Raw genomic sequence first — 16,584 nt, forward strand, 5'->3', positions numbered from 1 at the left:
CGGTCGACCATATGGCCGACGACGCCCAGGTTGTGGCTGATCAACAGCAAGGCCAGCCCCAGTTCCTGCCGCAAGTCCTGCAACAGGTTCAGGATCTGTGCCTGCACGGACACGTCCAGCGCGGAGGTGGGTTCGTCGCAGATCAGCAATTGCGGCTGCACTGCCAGCGCGCGGGCGATGGCCACGCGTTGGCGCTGGCCGCCGGACAGCGCGTGCGGATAGGCGCCGCGCACGCGCGCGGGCAGGCCCACCTGGTCCAGCAAACGGGTGGTTTGCGCCGCGATATCCACGGTGTCGCCCCGACGGGCGCGCAAGCGCAGAGGCAGGGCCAGCAGGCGTTCGACCGTGTAGCTGGGGTTGAGCGACCCGTACGGGTCCTGGAATACGGGCTGCACGATCTGCGCGATGCGCTTGCGGGGCAAGCCGGCGACTGGATGGCCGGCCAACTGCACCGAGCCCGCACTGGGCTTGTCCAGGCCCAGCAGCAGACGGGCCAGCGTGCTTTTGCCGGAACCCGATTCGCCCACGATGCCGACGGCTTCGCCCGCGTCGACATGCAGCGACACCGTGTCCAGCGCGGTGTGCACGGTCGGCCGGCGCCAGCATGCGGCGCGATGGGTGTAGCGGCGGGTCAGGGCGTCCGCCTGCACCAGGCGGACGAGGGCGGAAGCGCTCATGGGCGGACCTCGAATGGCGCGTGGCAGCGCCGCAGGCGTTGGCCTTGGTAAGCCGTCAGGGCAGGCGGCGGCCCGGCACAGACCTCGGCGGCATGCCGGCAGCGGGGGGCGAAGACGCAGGCGGCTGGGGCCTGGGTGAGCGCGGGCACCACGCCGGGAATGATCGGCAGGCGCTGCGCGCCAGAGCGCTGCGCCACGTTCGGGATGCTGTCCAGCAGGCCCCGGGTATACGGATGGCCGGGGTCCGCCAGCACCTGCGCGGTGGCGCCGGATTCGACGATCTGGCCGGCATACATCACGGACACGCGGTCGGTGTAGTGGGACACCACGCCCAGGTCATGCGTGATCAGCAGCACGGCCAGTCCCATTTCGCGTTGCAGCGTCTTCAGCAGTTCCAGGATCTGCTTCTGGATCGTGACGTCCAATGCCGTGGTGGGCTCGTCGGCCACGATCAGCTCTGGGCCGCACATCAAGGCCATCGCGATCAGCACGCGCTGGCGCATGCCGCCGGACAGCTCGTGGGGATACTGGCCCAGGCGGGCCTGGGGCTGCGCAATGCCCACGCGGTCCAGCAAGTGCAGTGCGCGTTCCCGGGCGCCGCCGTCGTTGCGGTGGCTGCGGTAGACGGTCATCAATTGCTGGCCGATGGTGAACGTGGGGTTGAGCGCCGTCATGGGCTCCTGGAACACCATGGCGATGCGGTCGCCGCGCAGCGCATTCATCCGCCGGTCCGGGGCCGCCAGCAGGTCTTCGCCGCCGAACGCCAGGCGGTCGGCCTGCACGCGCGCGCCGCGCGGCAGCAGGCGCAGCAGGCTCAATGCGGTCAGCGATTTGCCGCAGCCGCTTTCACCGACCAGGCCCAAGGTGGCCCCCCGCTCGATGCGCAGGTCGATCCCGCGCACGGCTTGCAGCGTGCCCGTGCGGGTAGGCAGACTGACGTGCAGGTTGCGCACGTCGAGCACTGGGGCGGCCGGAGTTGAAGGCAGGGCCGGAGCCGTAGCCGGGATGGGGGATATGGGCATCATGCCTCCCGCCGGGTACGCAGGCCGTCGCCCGTCAGGTTGATGCCCAGCACCAGCAAGAGCAGGGCGGCGCCGGGCAGCGCGATCAGCCAGGGGCTGAAGAACATGAAGGATTTGGCTTCGGACAGCATCAGGCCCCAGGACGGATAGGGGGCCGGCACGCCCAGGCCCAGGAAAGACAGCGCGGCTTCGACCAGGATGGCATGCGCCATTTCCACGGTGGCGATCACCAGCAGCGGGCCGCGGATGTTGGGCAGGATTTCGCGCACGAGGATGTGCATGTGCGAACAGCCCATGGCGCGCGCGGCGGTGACATAGTCGGCGTTGCGCAGTTGCATGGCGGCACTGCGCGCCACCACCGCGAAGTGGTCCCATAGCAGCAGGCCCAGCACCAGCACCACCGTCGTCAGCGAATTGCCGGTGACGGATACGATCGCCAGCGCCGCCAGCACGATCGGCATGCTGATCCGCGTATTGATGACGAAGCTGATGACCGCATCGGCCACGCCGCCGGCGTAGCCGGCGACCAGGCCCAAGGTGATGCCGATGAAGCCCGAGACGATCACCACCGCAACGCCGATGGCCAGCGAGATGCGTGCACCGTAGACGAGCCGCGCCAGATAGTCCCGGCCCAGCTGGTCCGTGCCCAGCCAGTGGGCGGGCAGCGTCTTGTCATGCCAGAACGGCTGCGCCAGCCGCTGGCCCAGCGACTGGGTAAATGGGTCGTTCGTCAGCAGCGCCGGCCCGAACAGGGCGATGAACGCCAGCGCGGCGATGATCGCGAGGCCGCAGTAGAACCCCAGGCGGCGCGGCATCACGAGGCGGCTCGCTTCAGGCGGGGATCCAGCAGGGTGTTCAGCACGTCGGACAGGAAGGTCAACACGATATAGGTCAGGGAGATCATCAGGACGACCGCCTGGATCACCGGCATGTCGGAACGGATCATGGATTGCCAGGCCAGATATCCGATGCCGTGGATGGCGAAGATGGATTCAATGACGATGGATCCGCCCAGCATGAAGCCGAACTGCACGGCGCCCAGCGACACCACCGGCAGCAGCGCGTTGCGCAGGGCGCTCTTGAACAGGATGACGCGCCGCGGCAACCCCATGGCGCGCGCCGTGCGGATGTAATCGGATTCCAGCGCCTGCACCATGCCGCTGCGGGTCAGGCGGGTCAGCGCCGGCAGCGCGTACAGGCTGAGGGCGATGGTGGGCATGACGTAGTGCGCCAGGGTGCCGCTGCCGGATATCGGCAGCCAGCGCAGCTTGACGCCGAAGAAGATGATCAACAGCAGGGCGGCCCAGAAGCTGGGCATGGCTTGGACCACCGCGGTCACGAACGACACCACGCGGTCGGTCCAGCCGCCGCGATGGGCCGCCGCCATCACGCCGGCGGGTACCGCCACCGCCAGCGCCACCAGGATCGCCGTCAGCGCCAGCAGGGCGGTCACCCCGACCCGGTCGGCCAGCATGCGGGAGACGGGTTCGCCCGTCAGCTGCGAGGTACCCAGGTCGCCAGCGGCCAGACGCCCCAGGTAGGCCGCATACCGTTCGGGCAAGGGGCGGTCCAGCGCATAACGCACCCGCAGCGCCTGCAGGTCCGCTTCGGTGGGGCTGTCGCCCGCCAGCGCCAGGGCGGGGTCGACGGCCACGTTGGACAAGACGAAGCACAGCAGGGAGACGGTAAGCGCGACCATCACCGCCAGGCCGGCGCGCCGCAACAGCAGAGAGAGCATGGCGGACTACTTGACCGACCAGCCCAGCTGATAAAAGCGCGGGATTCCGTCCGGCGACGGTTGATAGGCCAGGCGTTTGTCGGTGGCATAGCCCACCACGATGGTGTGCATCGGCACGAAATAGGCGCGTTCGGCGGCCAGCTTGATGGCGCGGGAATACGCCGCGCGGCGCGTGGCGTCGTCGATGGCGTTGTCCGCGCGCTGCAGGATGTCGCGCAGTTCGGCGTCGTGAAAGCCGTCTTGTGGGCTGAAGTTGAAGAACGCGGAAAGCGATGCCGAGGTGTCGAACATCGACGAGGAACCCCAATCGCCATACCAAAGGTCCAGCTTGCCTTCGCGCCACTTGCTGAAGCTGGCGCGGGACTGCAGCATTTCCAGGTTGGCGTCGATGCCGACCGCAGCCAGATACGCCTTGACGGCTTCGGCGCGCGGGCGGTCGCGGAAGGACGACAGGCTGACCTTGAAGCCCTTGGGGTAGCCCGCCTGGGCCAGCAGCTCGCGCGCCTTCGCGGGGTTGTAGTCATAGGCCGATGCCGCCGCCTCGTCGCAGCCGAACTGCAGCGGGTGGCACAGCGTGGCCAGTTGTTTGCCTTCGCCGCCCAGCAGCGTGTCGACGATCTTCTTCGTGTCGATGGCGTGGTTGATGGCCTGGCGCACCCGCACGTCCTTGAGCGGGCTGTTCTCGCCGCTGGCGCGTCCGCGCGCATCCAGCAGGATGGTCGCGATGGTCAGCGTGGAGCCGAATTGCGCCTGCAGGGTCGGCACGGCCTGCAGTTGCGGGATCTGGTCGGCGGACAGGTTCCAGGTCCAGTCCACGCTGCCGCCGATGACCTCGGCAATGCGGGTCGCCTCGTCGGGGATGATGCGCACCGTGATGCGGTCCAGTTTCGCCGCGCCCTTGGCGCCGCCGAAGTAGGACCTGTTTTTCTCCAGCACGTATTCGTTGCCGCGGGCGGCGGCCAGCTTGAAGGGGCCCGTGCCCACCGGCTGCTTGCCGAAGGCCTGCTGCCCGACCTTTTCGAAGTAGGCCTTGGGGAAGATCGCCAGCGAGCCGGATACGAACTCCAGCGCGGCCGGGAAGGGCGCCTTGGAAATGATGCGGACCTGATGGTCACCGACCTTTTCGACCGATGCGATCCAGTCCAGCCAGTTGGCCGACCGGGCGCCGGATTCGGGGCGCGCGTAATACTGCAGCGTGAAGACCACGTCGTCGGCGGTGAAGGGGTCGCCGTTGTGGAACGTCACGCCGGGGCGCAGATCGAACTCCCAGGTCTTGTCGTCGATGCGGCGCCAGGCGGTGGCCAGCGACGGCTCGTACTGCCCGGTCGCCAGATCGCGTTCGATCAGCGTGTCGTACAGCTGGCGCGAGGCCACGATGCCTTCGCGGGCCGTGCTCAGATAGGCGTCGAAGCTGGGCATCTCTTCCGTCAACGCGACGACCGCCGTGTTGTCTTGGGGGCCTGCATAAGCGGGGTGACCGAGGAGGATTGCCGCCGCGAACGCGCAACGAACTACCGACTTGCCAAACGGGAGCATGAGACCGACCAGTTGAGGTTTTTCAGGACGAGCGATGCTACAGGAGCAAGCGCGCCGCCTTTAGCTGCATTGGCTATGTGGATATGGCGAATCGATCCTCTGGCGCGCGGGGCTTTCTTGCCATAATCCGCGTCTTGTTTTTTGGCCCGCCGTGCCGTGACGCGGCGTGCGCCGCGGATAAAGGATTCAGCATGGCCGAAGGGGCAGGAACGTTGGAAGGGATCGTCGGCGAAGCCGGCGTGCTGGAACAGGTCGCCGCCGAGGCTGGCGTGTGGCGCCGGCAATTCCACGCGGCGCCCGAGCTGCGCTACGAAGAGCACGCAACCTCGGCTTTCATCGCCGAGAAGCTGCGCGCGTTCGGGTTTGACCGCGTCGAGACGGGCATCGGCAAGACCGGCGTGGCGGGCCTGCTTGCCGGCCGCCGCGCGGGCCCCGGCCGCAATGTGGGGCTGCGGGCGGATATGGACGCCTTGCCGATCCACGAAGCCAACGACGTCGCGCACAAGTCGCGCCACACCGGCATCATGCACGCCTGCGGCCACGACGGCCACAGCGCCACCTTGCTGGCCGCGGCCCGCTATCTGTCGGTGGACCGCGACTTCGCGGGCACGGCGGTCTTCATCTTCCAGCCGGCCGAGGAAGGCGGCGCGGGCGGCAAGGCCATGATCGACGACGGCCTGTTCGAGCGGTTCGACGTGGACGAAGTGTATGGCTTGCACAACATGCCCAATCTGGCGCTGGGCAAGTTTTCGACGACCGTAGGCCCGGTGACCTCCGCGTCCGACCGCTTCACGATCGATATCGAAGGCCGCGGCAGCCATGCCTCGCGCCCGCAAGAGGGCGTGGACACCGTCATCGTCGGCACCCAGATCGTCAATGCCTTGCAGACCATCGTGTCGCGCAACGTGCATCCGCATGAAAGCGCGGTCGTATCGATCACCATGTTCCATGCCGGCGAAACGGACAACGTCATTCCGCAAAAGGCCCAGTTGCGCGGCACGGTGCGCACCTTCAATCCGGACATCCAGGACATGGTCGAGGCCCGGATGAGGGACGTGGTGGCAGGCATCGCCGGCACCTTCGGCGCCACGGCGAAGCTCCATTACCTGCGGGACTATCCCGTCACGCTGAATCACCCGGAAAGCACGGCGCACGCGGTACGCATTGCGCGCAGCCTGGTGGGGCATGACCGCGTGGTGGACAACATGAAACCGGTAATGGGGGGCGAAGACTTCTCGTTTATGCTTCAGAAAAAGCCCGGCGCGTTCGTCTTTTTCGGAAACGGCCCGTCGTTCGGGCTGCACACGCCCCAGTACGACTTCAATGACAAAGCCATCAGCCACGGCGCCGCGTTCTGGATCCGCCTGGTCCAGGACCGCACCGCTCTTTAAGCGGTGCCGCCCTTGACCCGCACCCGCCATCCCTCGCTTGCGCACTGGGGCGCGTTCACCGCCGTGGTCGAAGACGGCCGGGTGGTCGACTGCGAGCCGTTCGGCGCCGACCGCGCGCCGTCCCCCATGCTGGGTTCGATCGCGGAGATGCTGCATTCCCCCTTGCGCATCCAGCGGCCGTCCGTGCGCAAGGGCTGGCTGGCGGGCAACCGCGACCGTGAGGGCGACGAGTACGTGGAAGTGTCGTGGGACCACGCGCTGGACCTGGTGGCGGGCGAACTCGCGCGGGTGCGCGAGCAATCGGGCCCGGCCGGCATTTTCGGCGGTTCCTACGGCTGGTCCTCCGCCGGGCGCGTGCATCACGCGCGCAGCCTGATCCGCCGCTTTTTGTTCCAGGGCGGGGGCTGCGTGGATCAGGTGGGCAACTACAGCTGGGGCGCGGCGCAGTTCCTGTTGCCGCACGTGATCGGCACGACCAGCCCGGTCAGCGGCGACGTGACCGATTGGGAAAGCGTGCTGGGCCATACTCGCGTCATCGTGGCGTTCGGCGGCATACCGGTAAAGAACAGCCAGGTCACCTCGGGCGGCGCCGGCCTGCACAACCTGCCGGGCTGGCTGGCTCGCGCCCAGACCGCCGGCATCCGGCTGGTGGTGGTCAGCCCGACACGGGCCGATATCCCGGAAGGCGTCGCCGCGGACTGGATCCCGGTGCGGCCCAATACCGATACGGCGTTGATGCTGGGCATGGCCCATACGCTGGTGGCGGAAAACCGGTACGACAGGGCGTTCCTGGACACGCATTGCGTGGGGTTCGACGCCTGGGCCGCCTATCTGACGGGCGCCGCCGACGGCCAGCCCAAGGACGCGTGCTGGGCGGCCGGCATTACGGGCGTGCCCGCCGAGACCATTGCCGCGCTGGCGCGCAGCATCGTGAACCAGCGCAGCCTGCTGACGGCGGCGTGGTCGCTGCAACGCGCGCAGCATGGCGAACAACCTTATTGGGCGGTGATCGGCCTGGCGGCGTTGGCCGGCCAGATCGGGCTGCCCGGCGGCGGCTTCGCCTTTGGCCACGCCTCGCTCAACGGCATTGGCCAGCCCCGCCGGCTGGTACCGGGGCCGGAAGTGCCGGTGCCCAGGAACCCCGCGCAGTTGGCGATTCCGGTTGCGCGCATCACCGACATGCTGCTGGCGCCGGGCGCCGAATATGAATTCAACGGCGCGCGGCAGCACTATCCGGACGTGAAGCTGATCTATTGGGCGGGCGGCAACCCGTTCCACCATCACCAGGACCAGAACCGGTTCCGGCAGGCCTGGCGCAAGCCCGAAACGGTGATCGTGCATGAGTCCTGGTGGACGCCGTTGGCGCGCCGGGCAGACATCGTGTTGCCGGCCACGACCTCGCTGGAGCGTTGCGACGTCGGCGGGTCGACGCGCGACCCCTATGTCTTCGCGATGCACCGGGCCGTGGCGCCGCAAGGCGAGGCCCGCAACGACTTCGACATCTTTGCCGACCTGGCGCGGCGCGCGGGCTTTCATGAGGCGTTCACGGCGGGGCGCGACGAAATGGGCTGGTGCCGCCACGTGTACGAAGGCATGCGCGCCGGCTGCGCGGACAAGGGAGTGACGCTGCCGCCTTTCGAAGCATTCTGGGCGCGCGGCCATGCCGAGCTGCCGCCGCCCGAATCGCAGTACGTGTTGTTCGACGCCTTCCGGCGCGATCCCGCGGCGCATCCGTTGCGCACGCCTTCGGGCAGGATCGAACTGCATTCCCAGGTGGTGGCGGGTTTCGGGTACGCGGACTGCCCGGGGCACCCGGTATGGCTGGCGCCGTCGGAGTGGCTGGGCGCCACGGCGGCGGAAAAATGGCCGCTGCACCTGTTGACGAACCAGCCGCGCCACCGGCTGCACAGCCAGCTGGACCCGGCAGCCTTGTCGCGCGCGGGCAAGATACAGGGCTGCGAACCCATCGCGATGCATCCCGATGATGCGGCCGCGCGACAGATCCGGGACGGAGACCGCGTGCGCGTCTTCAACGCGCGCGGCGCTTGCCTGGCCGGCGTGAAGCTGGACACGGGATTGATGCCCGGCGTGGTGGTGATGGCTACCGGCGCCTGGTCGGACCCGGACGGCGATCTGGACCGGCACGGCAACCCGAACACGCTGACGGCCGACATCGGTACGTCGCGGCTGGCGCAAGGGCCCAGCGCCCAGACCGCGCTGGTTCAGGTCGAGCGCTACCTGGAACCGGCCGTCGCGCACCGCGCGTGGGAAAGCCCGGCGATCGCGCGTAGCGGCTTATGACTTTTCACGGCAGTAAAGGCCGAGTCAACGATTTCCCGCGCATATGATTACAACGGCACGTTCTGATTTCTAGCGGCAAACTCCGGATTCCTTATTTACCGACTGCGACATGGTGCCCCCGATGCGCATGTCCCTTTGATCCGGAGTGCGCAATGAGCCTCAAACGCTATCTAGGCCTGGTCCTGTCTGCGTCCGTTTTCACCGCTGCCCATGCGGCGGACATCACCTTGGCGCTGGGTACCGAACCGTCCACGCTGGACCCGCAGACGGCGCAGGACGGTTCCGAGCGCGCCGTGTCGCGCAATATCTTCGAAACGCTGCTGACCCGCACGCCCAAGGGCGAGCTGGTGCCGCAGCTGGCCACCGCGCTGCCGCGCCAGACCGGCGCCGACACGTGGGAAGTGACGTTGCGGCCGAACCTCAAGTTCAGCGATGGCCAGGCGCTTGACGCCGCGGCGGTGGCCGCCAGCATCAACCGCATCGTCGACCCGAAGACCGCGTCGCGCCAGCGCCCGTTCTTCCTGGGCATCAAGCGCGCCGAGGCCGTGGATGCCGTGACGGTGCGGGTGCATACCAATGGCGCGGATCCGGCCTTGCCCGCGCGCCTGTCGTGGCTGACCATCGTGTCGCCGTCGGCCGCGGCCGATGGCAGCCTGGGCCAGAAGCCGGTGGGCAGCGGCCCCTACGTGCTGACGGAATGGGCCAAGGGCAACCGCATCGTGTTGTCGCGCAACCCGAACTATTGGAATCCGTCGGCGGTGGGCAATGTGGACCGCGCCACCTACCGGTTCGTGGCCGAGCCCGGCACGCGCCTGTCGGGCCTGCGCGCGGGGGACTTCGACTTCATCACCAACGTGCTGCCCGAGGACACCAAGCGGGTCGCCAAGGCCGTGACCCTGCAGGGCACCGATTTGCCGTTCGTTTCGCTCAATGCCCTGAAGGGATTGACCCGCGACGTGCGCGTGCGCCAGGCGCTGAACTATGCGGTGGACAAGGAATCGCTGGCCAAGGACCTGTATGGCGGATACGCGACGGTGTCGCACGGCCAGTTGCTGGCGCCGGGCTGGTTCGGCTACGACGCCAGCATCCAGCCGTATCCGTATGACCCGGCGCGCGCCACCGAGCTCCTGAAGGCGGCCGGCGTCTACGGCAAGACCATCGATTTGTACGCGCCGTCCGGCCGCTGGCTCAAGGACAAGGAACTGGCCGAGACCATCGCCGCCTACTGGGAGGCCGCCGGCCTGAAGGTCAACTTCCGCGTGCTGGCCTGGGCCGAGTATCTGGAGGCAATCAACAAGAACCGCGTGCCGACCGAAGCGCAGATCAGCAGCAGCCATTCGAACCAGTTGCTGGACGCCGACCGGACGCTTAGCGCCTATTACGCGGAAGGCGGCGTGGCGGCGGCCAATGACAATGCCGAATTGAAGGGACTGATCGAACAGGCGCGCCAGGAGGCTGACCCGGTCAAGCGCCAGGCGCTGTACTCCAAGGCGCTGAAGATCGGCCGCGACGAGGCCTATCTGGTGTTCCTGCTGGAAGGCGGCGAGATCTTCGGCTTGTCCAAGCGCATCGACTTTTCGCCGCGCGTCGATGGCCTGATTCCGGTGAAGGACATCCGTGTCATCGAGTAATCCTGCCGGGCGCGGCTTGCCGCGCTTTTTGCTGGGCCGCCTGGCGCAGGGCCTGCTGGTCGTGCTGGGCGTGACCACCATCGTGTTCATCGTGACCCGCCTGGTGGGCGACCCCATCCAGGCGATGCTGCCGGTGGACGCTTCCGCTGCGGATCGCGCGGTGCTGGCGCAGGCGCTGGGCATGGACGGCCCGATCTGGTCGCAATACCTGCACTATCTGCGCGACATCGCCTTGTTCGATTTCGGCAATTCCATCTGGCAGCAACGGCCCGCGATGGATATCGTGCTGGAGCGCCTGCCCAGCACGCTGACGCTATGCGCCGGCGCGCTGGGCCTGGCCATCGTGGTGGGGGTGCCGCTGGGCATCGTTGCCGCGCTGCGGCCGGGGCAGTGGGCCGACCGCATCTCGGTGGTGCTGAGCCTGGCCGGCCTGTCGCTGCCGCAGTTCTGGCTGGGCCTGCTGTTGATCCTGCTGTTTGCGGTGACGCTGAACTGGTTGCCGTCTTCGGGCGCCGAGGCGGCGGGCAGCGGGGTGCTGCCGATGCTGACACTGGCGCTGCCGGCGCTTGGACGCATCGCCATGATGCTGCGCTCGGCGCTGATCGACGAACTGAATTCGCTGTACGTGCGCACCGCGCGGGCCAAGGGCCTGCGGTCGGGCCGCATCGTGCTGGTGCATGCGCTGCGCAACGCCGCGGTGCCCACGGTGGCGCTGCTGGGCTGGGAGTTCGCCGGCATGCTGGCCGGGCACACCGTGGTCGTCGAAACCGTGTTCGCCTGGCCCGGCCTGGGCCAGACCGCGGTCCAGGCCATCGAGCGCCAGGACCTGGTGCTGTTGCAGGCCGTCGTGTTCTTCATCGCATTCCTGATCGTGATCATCAATTTCTGTCTGGACATTCTGTACCGGCTGCTGGATCGGAGGATCGCGGTATGAGCGCGACCCCCGTATGGATGGGCGAGGCCGTCCAGGCGTCCCCGCCGACCGCGCCGCGCGGCTGGCGGGCGCTGTCCGACCGCCAGCGTGGCTGGATACTGGCCGCGTCGCTGCTGGCGCTGCTGGCGGCGGTGGCGGTCGTGCTGCCCTGGCTGGCGCCCTATGACCCGGCGGCAATCAAGCTGTCCGCCCGCCTGCGCCCGCCGGTCTGGGAGGCGCGCGGCGCCTGGACCAATGTGCTGGGCACCGACAACCTGGGCCGCGACGTGCTCAGCCGCATCCTGCATGGGGCGCGGCTGTCGATTTTGATTGGCGCGGCGGTGGTGGCGGTTTCCGCCACGTTCGGCGTGCTGGTGGGGCTGGTCGCGGGCTTTGCCGGCGGGCGGGTGGATGCGGCGCTGATGCGCTGGGTCGACGTGCACGTGGCGTTTCCGGGGCTGCTGCTGTCGCTGGTGATCCTGGTGATCCTGGGGCCGGGCCCCGGCACGGTGATCCTGGCGCTGGCCCTGAATGGCTGGATGGTCTACGCGCGGCAGATCCGCAGCGTGGTGCTGTCGGTGCGCCAGCTGCCCTATATCGAAAGCGCCGAAATGGCGGGCGCGCGCGCCGGCCGCATCCTGCTGCGGCACATCCTGCCCAACCTGGCCGCGCCGCTGATTACGCTGATGGTGCTGGAATTCGCGCGCGTGGTGCTGGCCGAGGCCGCCTTGTCGTTCCTGGGCGTGGGCGTGCAGCCGCCGGCCGTGTCGTGGGGGCTGGATGTGGCCAATGGCCGCAACTACCTGACCAGCGCGTGGTGGCTGGCGACGTTCCCCGGCCTGTCTATCGCCCTGACCGTGCTGATCGTCAATGTGGCGGCCAGCCGGCTGCGGCTGGCGCTGGATCCGCGCGAACGCGAAAAGGACTTCGCGCGGCGCTTGATTGCGAAGGTGCGGCGATGAGCGAAACCCCCTTGTTGAGCGTACGCGGCCTGAGCGTCGAGTTCCTGACCCGCCATGGCAACGTGTCCGCCGTCGATTCGGTGTCGTTCGATCTGCGGGCAGGCGAAACCCTGGCCCTGGTGGGCGAAAGCGGTTCCGGCAAAAGCGCCTGTGCCCTGGCCCTGATGGGCCTGACCACGTTGCCCGGCCGAGTGGCGGGCGGCCAGGTGCTGTTCGACGGGCAGGACCTGCTGGCGGCGCCGCCCCGCGTGCTGGAAGACTTGCGCGGCAACCGCATCGCCATGGTGTTCCAGGACCCCATGAGCGCGCTGAACCCGCTATTGGCCATCGGCACGCAGATCGACGAGGTGCTGGTACGCCATACCGGGCTTGACCGCGCCCAACGCCGCGCCCGCATCATCGAACTGCTGGGCCAGGTCGGCATCCCCAAGCCGGCCGAGCGCCTGGACCGCCTGCCGCACGAATTCTCCGGCGGCCAGCGCCAACGCATCCTGATCGCCATGGCGCTGGCGTGCGACCCGCAGATCCTGATCGCCGACGAACCGACGACCGCGCTGGACGTGACCATCCAGGCGCAGATCCTGGACCTGCTGGCCGAGTTGAAGCAGCGCCTGGGTCTGGCAATGCTGCTGGTGACGCATGATCTTGGCGTGGTGGCCAAGGTGGCGGACCGCGTGGCGGTCATGTACGCCGGCCGCCTGGTCGAACTGGCCGACGCCGACGCGTTGTTCGCCGAGCCCGCGCACCCCTATACCGCGGGCTTGCTGCGCGCCACCCCGCGCCTGACCGATACGCGCCACCGCATGATCGCGATCGACGGCGTGCCGCCCGACCTGCGGTTGCGGCGCAGCCATTGCGATTTCGCGCCGCGTTGCCCCGGCGCCGATGCGGCCTGCGCACAGCGCCCCGCGTTGCGCGACATCGGCCAGGGCCGCCTGGCGGCCTGCGTGCGGCCGTCGGCGCCCGTCTGGATGCAGGACCATGACTGAATCTTCCCCTCTGTTGCAAGCGCGCGACCTTCGCGTGCATTACCCCGTGCGTTCGGCGGGCTGGTTCGGCAAGCCGGTGCTGGCGCGCGCGGTGGACGGCGTGTCGCTGGACGTGGCTCGCGGCGAAACGCTGGGCCTGGTCGGTGAGTCCGGTTCGGGCAAGACGACGTTGGGCCGCGCGGTGCTGCGCCGCACGCCGCTGACGGCCGGCTCCATCCACTTCAAGGGCGAAGACATCACGCGCGCGGGCAAGTCCCAACTGCGCGAGCTTCGCCGCCATATGCAACTGGTCTTCCAGGATCCGTCCACCAGCCTGAACCCGCGCCACACCGTGTTCGAAGCCATCGCCGAGCCGTTGATCGTGCATGGCTGGAATGCCGGCCGTGACGCCTTGCGCCGGCGGGTGGCCGAACTGATCGACCAGGTCGGCCTGCCGGCCGACGCCGCCGAGCGCTATCCACACGCCTTCTCCGGCGGGCAGCGGCAGCGCGTGGGCATTGCGCGGGCGCTGGCGATCCGGCCGGACCTGATCGTGGCCGACGAGCCCGTGTCGGCGCTGGATGTCTCGGTACGCGCCCAGATCATCAACCTGTTCCAGGACCTGCAGCAAGAGCTGGGCTTGTCGTTCCTGCTGATCGCGCATGACCTGGCGGTGGTGCGGCACGTCTCGCACCGCATCGCCATCATGTATGCGGGGCAGGTGGTCGAGACCGGATCCCGCGACGATATCTACGAGCGTCCGCGGCATCCCTATACCCGCGGCTTGCTGGCGGCGGTGCCTGAACCCGAACGCGGCGCGTCCCGTCGCCAGGGGTTTGCCGTGGCCACGGGTGAGCCGCCCAGCCCGATGTCGCCGCCCTCGGGCTGCCGCTACCACCCGCGTTGCCCGCAGGCGGCCGACCGCTGCCGCATCGCCGCGCCGCCGCTGGAAACGCGTGCCACCGGGCATGCGGTGGCCTGCTGGTTCGCCGCCCCCATTCCTGCTACACCTTGATTCACCCCCCGAATTCACGACCCCTTTATGGAGAGATCTTCATGTCTGTGCAAGCCCTAGCTCCTGTTGACGCCGCTGACGCCGCCGCCGTGCGCGCCTGGTTCAAGGAACTGTCCGACCACGTGCAAGCCGTGGATTACGCCGCCGCCCGCCACCTGTTCGCCGACGACTTCGTCGCCTTCGGCACCTACACCAACTTCGTCAGCGGCCGCGAGCACGCGGAAAAGACGCAGTGGCGCAATGTCTGGTTCACGATCGACGATTTCATCTGGCGCCTGGACGACGTCCAGAGCTTCGTGTCGCCGGACCGTCTGTTCGCCGTGGGCCTGGCGGTGTGGGACTCGACCGGCTATCACCCGGATGGCAAGCCGTTCGACCGCGTCGGCCGCGCCACCGTGTCGTTCGCGCGCGAAGCCGTGGGCGAGCCCTGGGTGGCCACGCACACGCATATGTCGCTGTTCCGCGATACGCCCAGCGTGTCGCATGGCAACAAGCCGGCCCGCAGCTGACCGGCCGCGGCGCCCCCAAAGAAAAAACGGCCCCGGTGGGGCCGTTTTCTTACGCTGCCAGATTGCGCCGCAGTGCCTGGACGAGATCCGTCCTGGCCTCTTGCGCTTGCGGCAGGATCCGCGTCATGCCGATGAAGCTGTGGGGCACGCCGGAATACACGATGAAGGTCGGCGCGGGACCGGCGGCAAACAGCTTGTTGGCCAGGTCCAGTGTGTCGTCCAGCAGCGGATCCAGCGCGGCCGCCTGCAGGATCAGCGGCGGCAGGCCGGCCACGTCCGCATGCAAGGGCGCCACGCCGGGATCCGTCAGCTGCGCGGCATCGCCGACGTACTGCTTCCAGAACCAGTCCAGCTTTTCGGTGGACAGGCCAAAGCGCCCGTCGCCGAAGGATTCGTGCGATGGCGTGTCGCGGCGCGCCGACAGCATGCCGTAGATCACCACGCCGGTCTTGATGAAGGCGTCGCCTTCGTCACGCAGCCGTTGCAGCGCGGCCAGCGTCAGGTTGCCGCCGGCGGATTCGCCGCCGACCGCCAGTCGCGATGCGTCCAGCCCCAGCGAGGGCGCCTGGTCGCGCAGCCAGCGCAGGGCGCCCAGCACCTGTTCCAGCGCCACCGGGTAGCGGGCTTCGGGCGACAACGCGTAAGACAGGCCGGCGGTGACGATGCCGGCTTCGGCCGCGATCTCGCGCTTCCAGCGGTCCAGTGTGTCCAGGTCGCCGTGCGCGAAGCCGCCGCCGTGCAGATGCAGGTACAGCGGCAGCGGCGCCTCCGAAGCGCCTTCCGGGTAGTACAGGCGCAAAGTCGCGGGCACGGGCAGATGGTCCAGCCGGTGTTCGACCACGCGGCCCACGGGCGGGGCGGGCTGGCTCAGCCATTCCTGATACGCGCGGCTTTTTTCGCGGGTGTCGGCAAGCGGCGTGGTCAATACGTTGGGCGTGCCCACGCCATGTTGCTTGGCCAGGGCTTGGGCGGCCAGCACGTCGGCTGCCAGGGCAGGGGTGGAGGATGCGTCGCTCATGAGGATTCCAATGCTCGGAACCCGCCAGTATGACGCGCTTCGCGCCAGCTCGCTAAATAAGCGTTGGGCATATGGATCCAACCCGGCCAGGCGCTATGATGATTTCGTTTCCGGCTGCGCCCGGATTCCCGTCGCCGACCGGCGGCTTTACTGGAATCGCCACGCATGAATGACCGTCTATCGCAGACGCTGCTTCGGTTCGACCACTACAACGGCACCGACCCCAACCTGTTTTCGTGGCAGGGCGAGACCTGTCCCCAGGAATTGTTCCTGGCGCAGAAGCTGCATGAGTGGGTGATGAAGCTGGCGCCGGAGGCGTCCGAGCCGCTGGTCCTGGCGTCGCGCTGCCAGCATATCGGCCGGTGGGAGATCGCCAGAAAAAGCTACCCCGACGGCCGCATTGGCTATCTGACCTGGCGCAAGGCGCTGGCGCGCCATCATGCGGAGATCGCGCAAGGCATCCTGCGCGACGCGGGCTACCCGCAGGACGTGATCGACCGTGTGACGGCGATCGTCATGAAGCAGGGCATCAAGCAAGATGCCGACGTGCAGACGATGGAAAACGCCTTGTGCCTGGTGTTCCTGCAATACCAGTATGAAGCGTTCCATCCCGCCCACGGCGAGAAGATCGTGGACATCTTGAAGAAGTCGCTGCTGAAGATGGACGCGGCCGGCCACAAGTGGGCGCTGGCGCTGCCGTATTCGCCGGCGGGCATGGCGCATATCGAAAAGGCGCTTGCGGGCTGACGCGCAGATTGCGCGCGCAAGAACAAACCCGGCCTGCTGCGTATGCGGCAGGCCGGGTTGTTTTTTGTCGCCGCGTTTGTCGGCGCGTTTGTCGGCGCTGATGCCGCCGGGCGGCGGTATTACTTGGGCGTTTCCGTGCTGGACGAGCCGGAGGCC

Annotated in this window: 15 protein-coding genes; 9 read left to right on the plus strand and 6 right to left on the minus strand. The window is 68.1% G+C overall.

The window, feature by feature from the left end:
- The 5 genes from ACO6D5_RS11280 to ACO6D5_RS11300 all read right to left on the minus strand — a co-directional run.
- Positions 1–677, minus strand: a 677-nt coding sequence (locus ACO6D5_RS11280) for an ATP-binding cassette domain-containing protein (RefSeq protein WP_485825424.1), incomplete at its 3' end; no start/stop codon positions are given.
- Entirely contained in the window at positions 674–1,699 is a 1,026-nt protein-coding gene (locus ACO6D5_RS11285; RefSeq protein ID WP_485825466.1) for an ABC transporter ATP-binding protein, read from the minus strand. The genes ACO6D5_RS11280 and ACO6D5_RS11285, both read right to left, overlap by 4 nt.
- The gene (locus tag ACO6D5_RS11290) at positions 1,699–2,514 is read right to left on the minus strand and encodes an ABC transporter permease (RefSeq protein ID WP_485825467.1); all 816 of its coding nucleotides are present in this window, start codon (positions 2,512–2,514) and stop codon (positions 1,699–1,701) included. The genes ACO6D5_RS11285 and ACO6D5_RS11290 overlap by 1 nt, the downstream gene beginning before the upstream one ends.
- A complete protein-coding gene (locus ACO6D5_RS11295) occupies positions 2,514–3,437 on the minus strand; it encodes an ABC transporter permease (RefSeq protein WP_485825425.1) in 924 nt (307 codons plus the stop codon). Before ACO6D5_RS11295 ends, ACO6D5_RS11290 begins: the two co-directional genes overlap by 1 nt.
- Before the next feature lie 6 nt (positions 3,438–3,443).
- The gene (locus ACO6D5_RS11300; RefSeq protein WP_485825426.1) at positions 3,444–4,856 is read right to left on the minus strand and encodes an ABC transporter substrate-binding protein; all 1,413 of its coding nucleotides are present in this window, start codon (positions 4,854–4,856) and stop codon (positions 3,444–3,446) included.
- Between the two features lie 308 nt (positions 4,857–5,164).
- On the opposite strand from ACO6D5_RS11300, the gene ACO6D5_RS11305 reads away from it, so the two are divergent.
- The 8 genes from ACO6D5_RS11305 to ACO6D5_RS11340 all read left to right on the plus strand — a co-directional run bounded on the left by ACO6D5_RS11305 (position 5,165) and on the right by ACO6D5_RS11340 (position 14,663).
- Complete coding sequence (locus tag ACO6D5_RS11305) at positions 5,165–6,364, plus strand: M20 aminoacylase family protein (protein ID WP_485825427.1); 1,200 nt, start codon at positions 5,165–5,167, stop codon at positions 6,362–6,364.
- A gap of 12 nt (positions 6,365–6,376) precedes the next feature.
- A complete protein-coding gene (locus tag ACO6D5_RS11310) occupies positions 6,377–8,665 on the plus strand; it encodes a molybdopterin-dependent oxidoreductase (protein ID WP_485825428.1) in 2,289 nt (762 codons plus the stop codon).
- Positions 8,666–8,817: 152 nt separating this feature from the next.
- Positions 8,818–10,296 carry an ABC transporter substrate-binding protein gene (locus ACO6D5_RS11315; RefSeq protein ID WP_315846155.1) on the plus strand — a complete coding sequence of 493 codons (1,479 nt, stop codon included), beginning with the start codon at positions 8,818–8,820 and terminating at the stop codon, positions 10,294–10,296.
- Positions 10,283–11,230 carry an ABC transporter permease gene (locus tag ACO6D5_RS11320; RefSeq protein WP_485825429.1) on the plus strand — a complete coding sequence of 316 codons (948 nt, stop codon included), beginning with the start codon at positions 10,283–10,285 and terminating at the stop codon, positions 11,228–11,230. Before ACO6D5_RS11315 ends, ACO6D5_RS11320 begins: the two co-directional genes overlap by 14 nt.
- A complete protein-coding gene (locus ACO6D5_RS11325) occupies positions 11,227–12,171 on the plus strand; it encodes an ABC transporter permease (RefSeq protein ID WP_315846153.1) in 945 nt (314 codons plus the stop codon). Before ACO6D5_RS11320 ends, ACO6D5_RS11325 begins: the two co-directional genes overlap by 4 nt.
- Positions 12,168–13,160 (plus strand): ABC transporter ATP-binding protein, encoded by a 993-nt coding sequence (locus ACO6D5_RS11330; protein WP_485825430.1) that lies wholly within the window; start codon positions 12,168–12,170, stop codon positions 13,158–13,160. Before ACO6D5_RS11325 ends, ACO6D5_RS11330 begins: the two co-directional genes overlap by 4 nt.
- A complete protein-coding gene (locus tag ACO6D5_RS11335) occupies positions 13,153–14,154 on the plus strand; it encodes an ABC transporter ATP-binding protein (protein WP_485825431.1) in 1,002 nt (333 codons plus the stop codon). Before ACO6D5_RS11330 ends, ACO6D5_RS11335 begins: the two co-directional genes overlap by 8 nt.
- Before the next feature lie 41 nt (positions 14,155–14,195).
- Positions 14,196–14,663 (plus strand): YybH family protein, encoded by a 468-nt coding sequence (locus ACO6D5_RS11340; protein WP_006225881.1) that lies wholly within the window; start codon positions 14,196–14,198, stop codon positions 14,661–14,663.
- A 49-nt stretch (positions 14,664–14,712) separates the two neighbouring features.
- Here the strand turns inward: ACO6D5_RS11340 and ACO6D5_RS11345 are convergent, their stop codons facing one another.
- Positions 14,713–15,681 (minus strand): alpha/beta hydrolase, encoded by a 969-nt coding sequence (locus ACO6D5_RS11345; protein WP_485825432.1) that lies wholly within the window; start codon positions 15,679–15,681, stop codon positions 14,713–14,715.
- Between the two features lie 165 nt (positions 15,682–15,846).
- Between ACO6D5_RS11345 and ACO6D5_RS11350 the strand changes: the two genes are divergently transcribed.
- Positions 15,847–16,428, plus strand: coding sequence for a DUF4202 domain-containing protein (locus ACO6D5_RS11350; RefSeq protein ID WP_485825433.1), 582 nt, complete (start codon positions 15,847–15,849; stop codon positions 16,426–16,428).
- Positions 16,429–16,584 lie beyond the last annotated feature (156 nt).

Source organism: Achromobacter sp. (assembly GCF_057314935.1).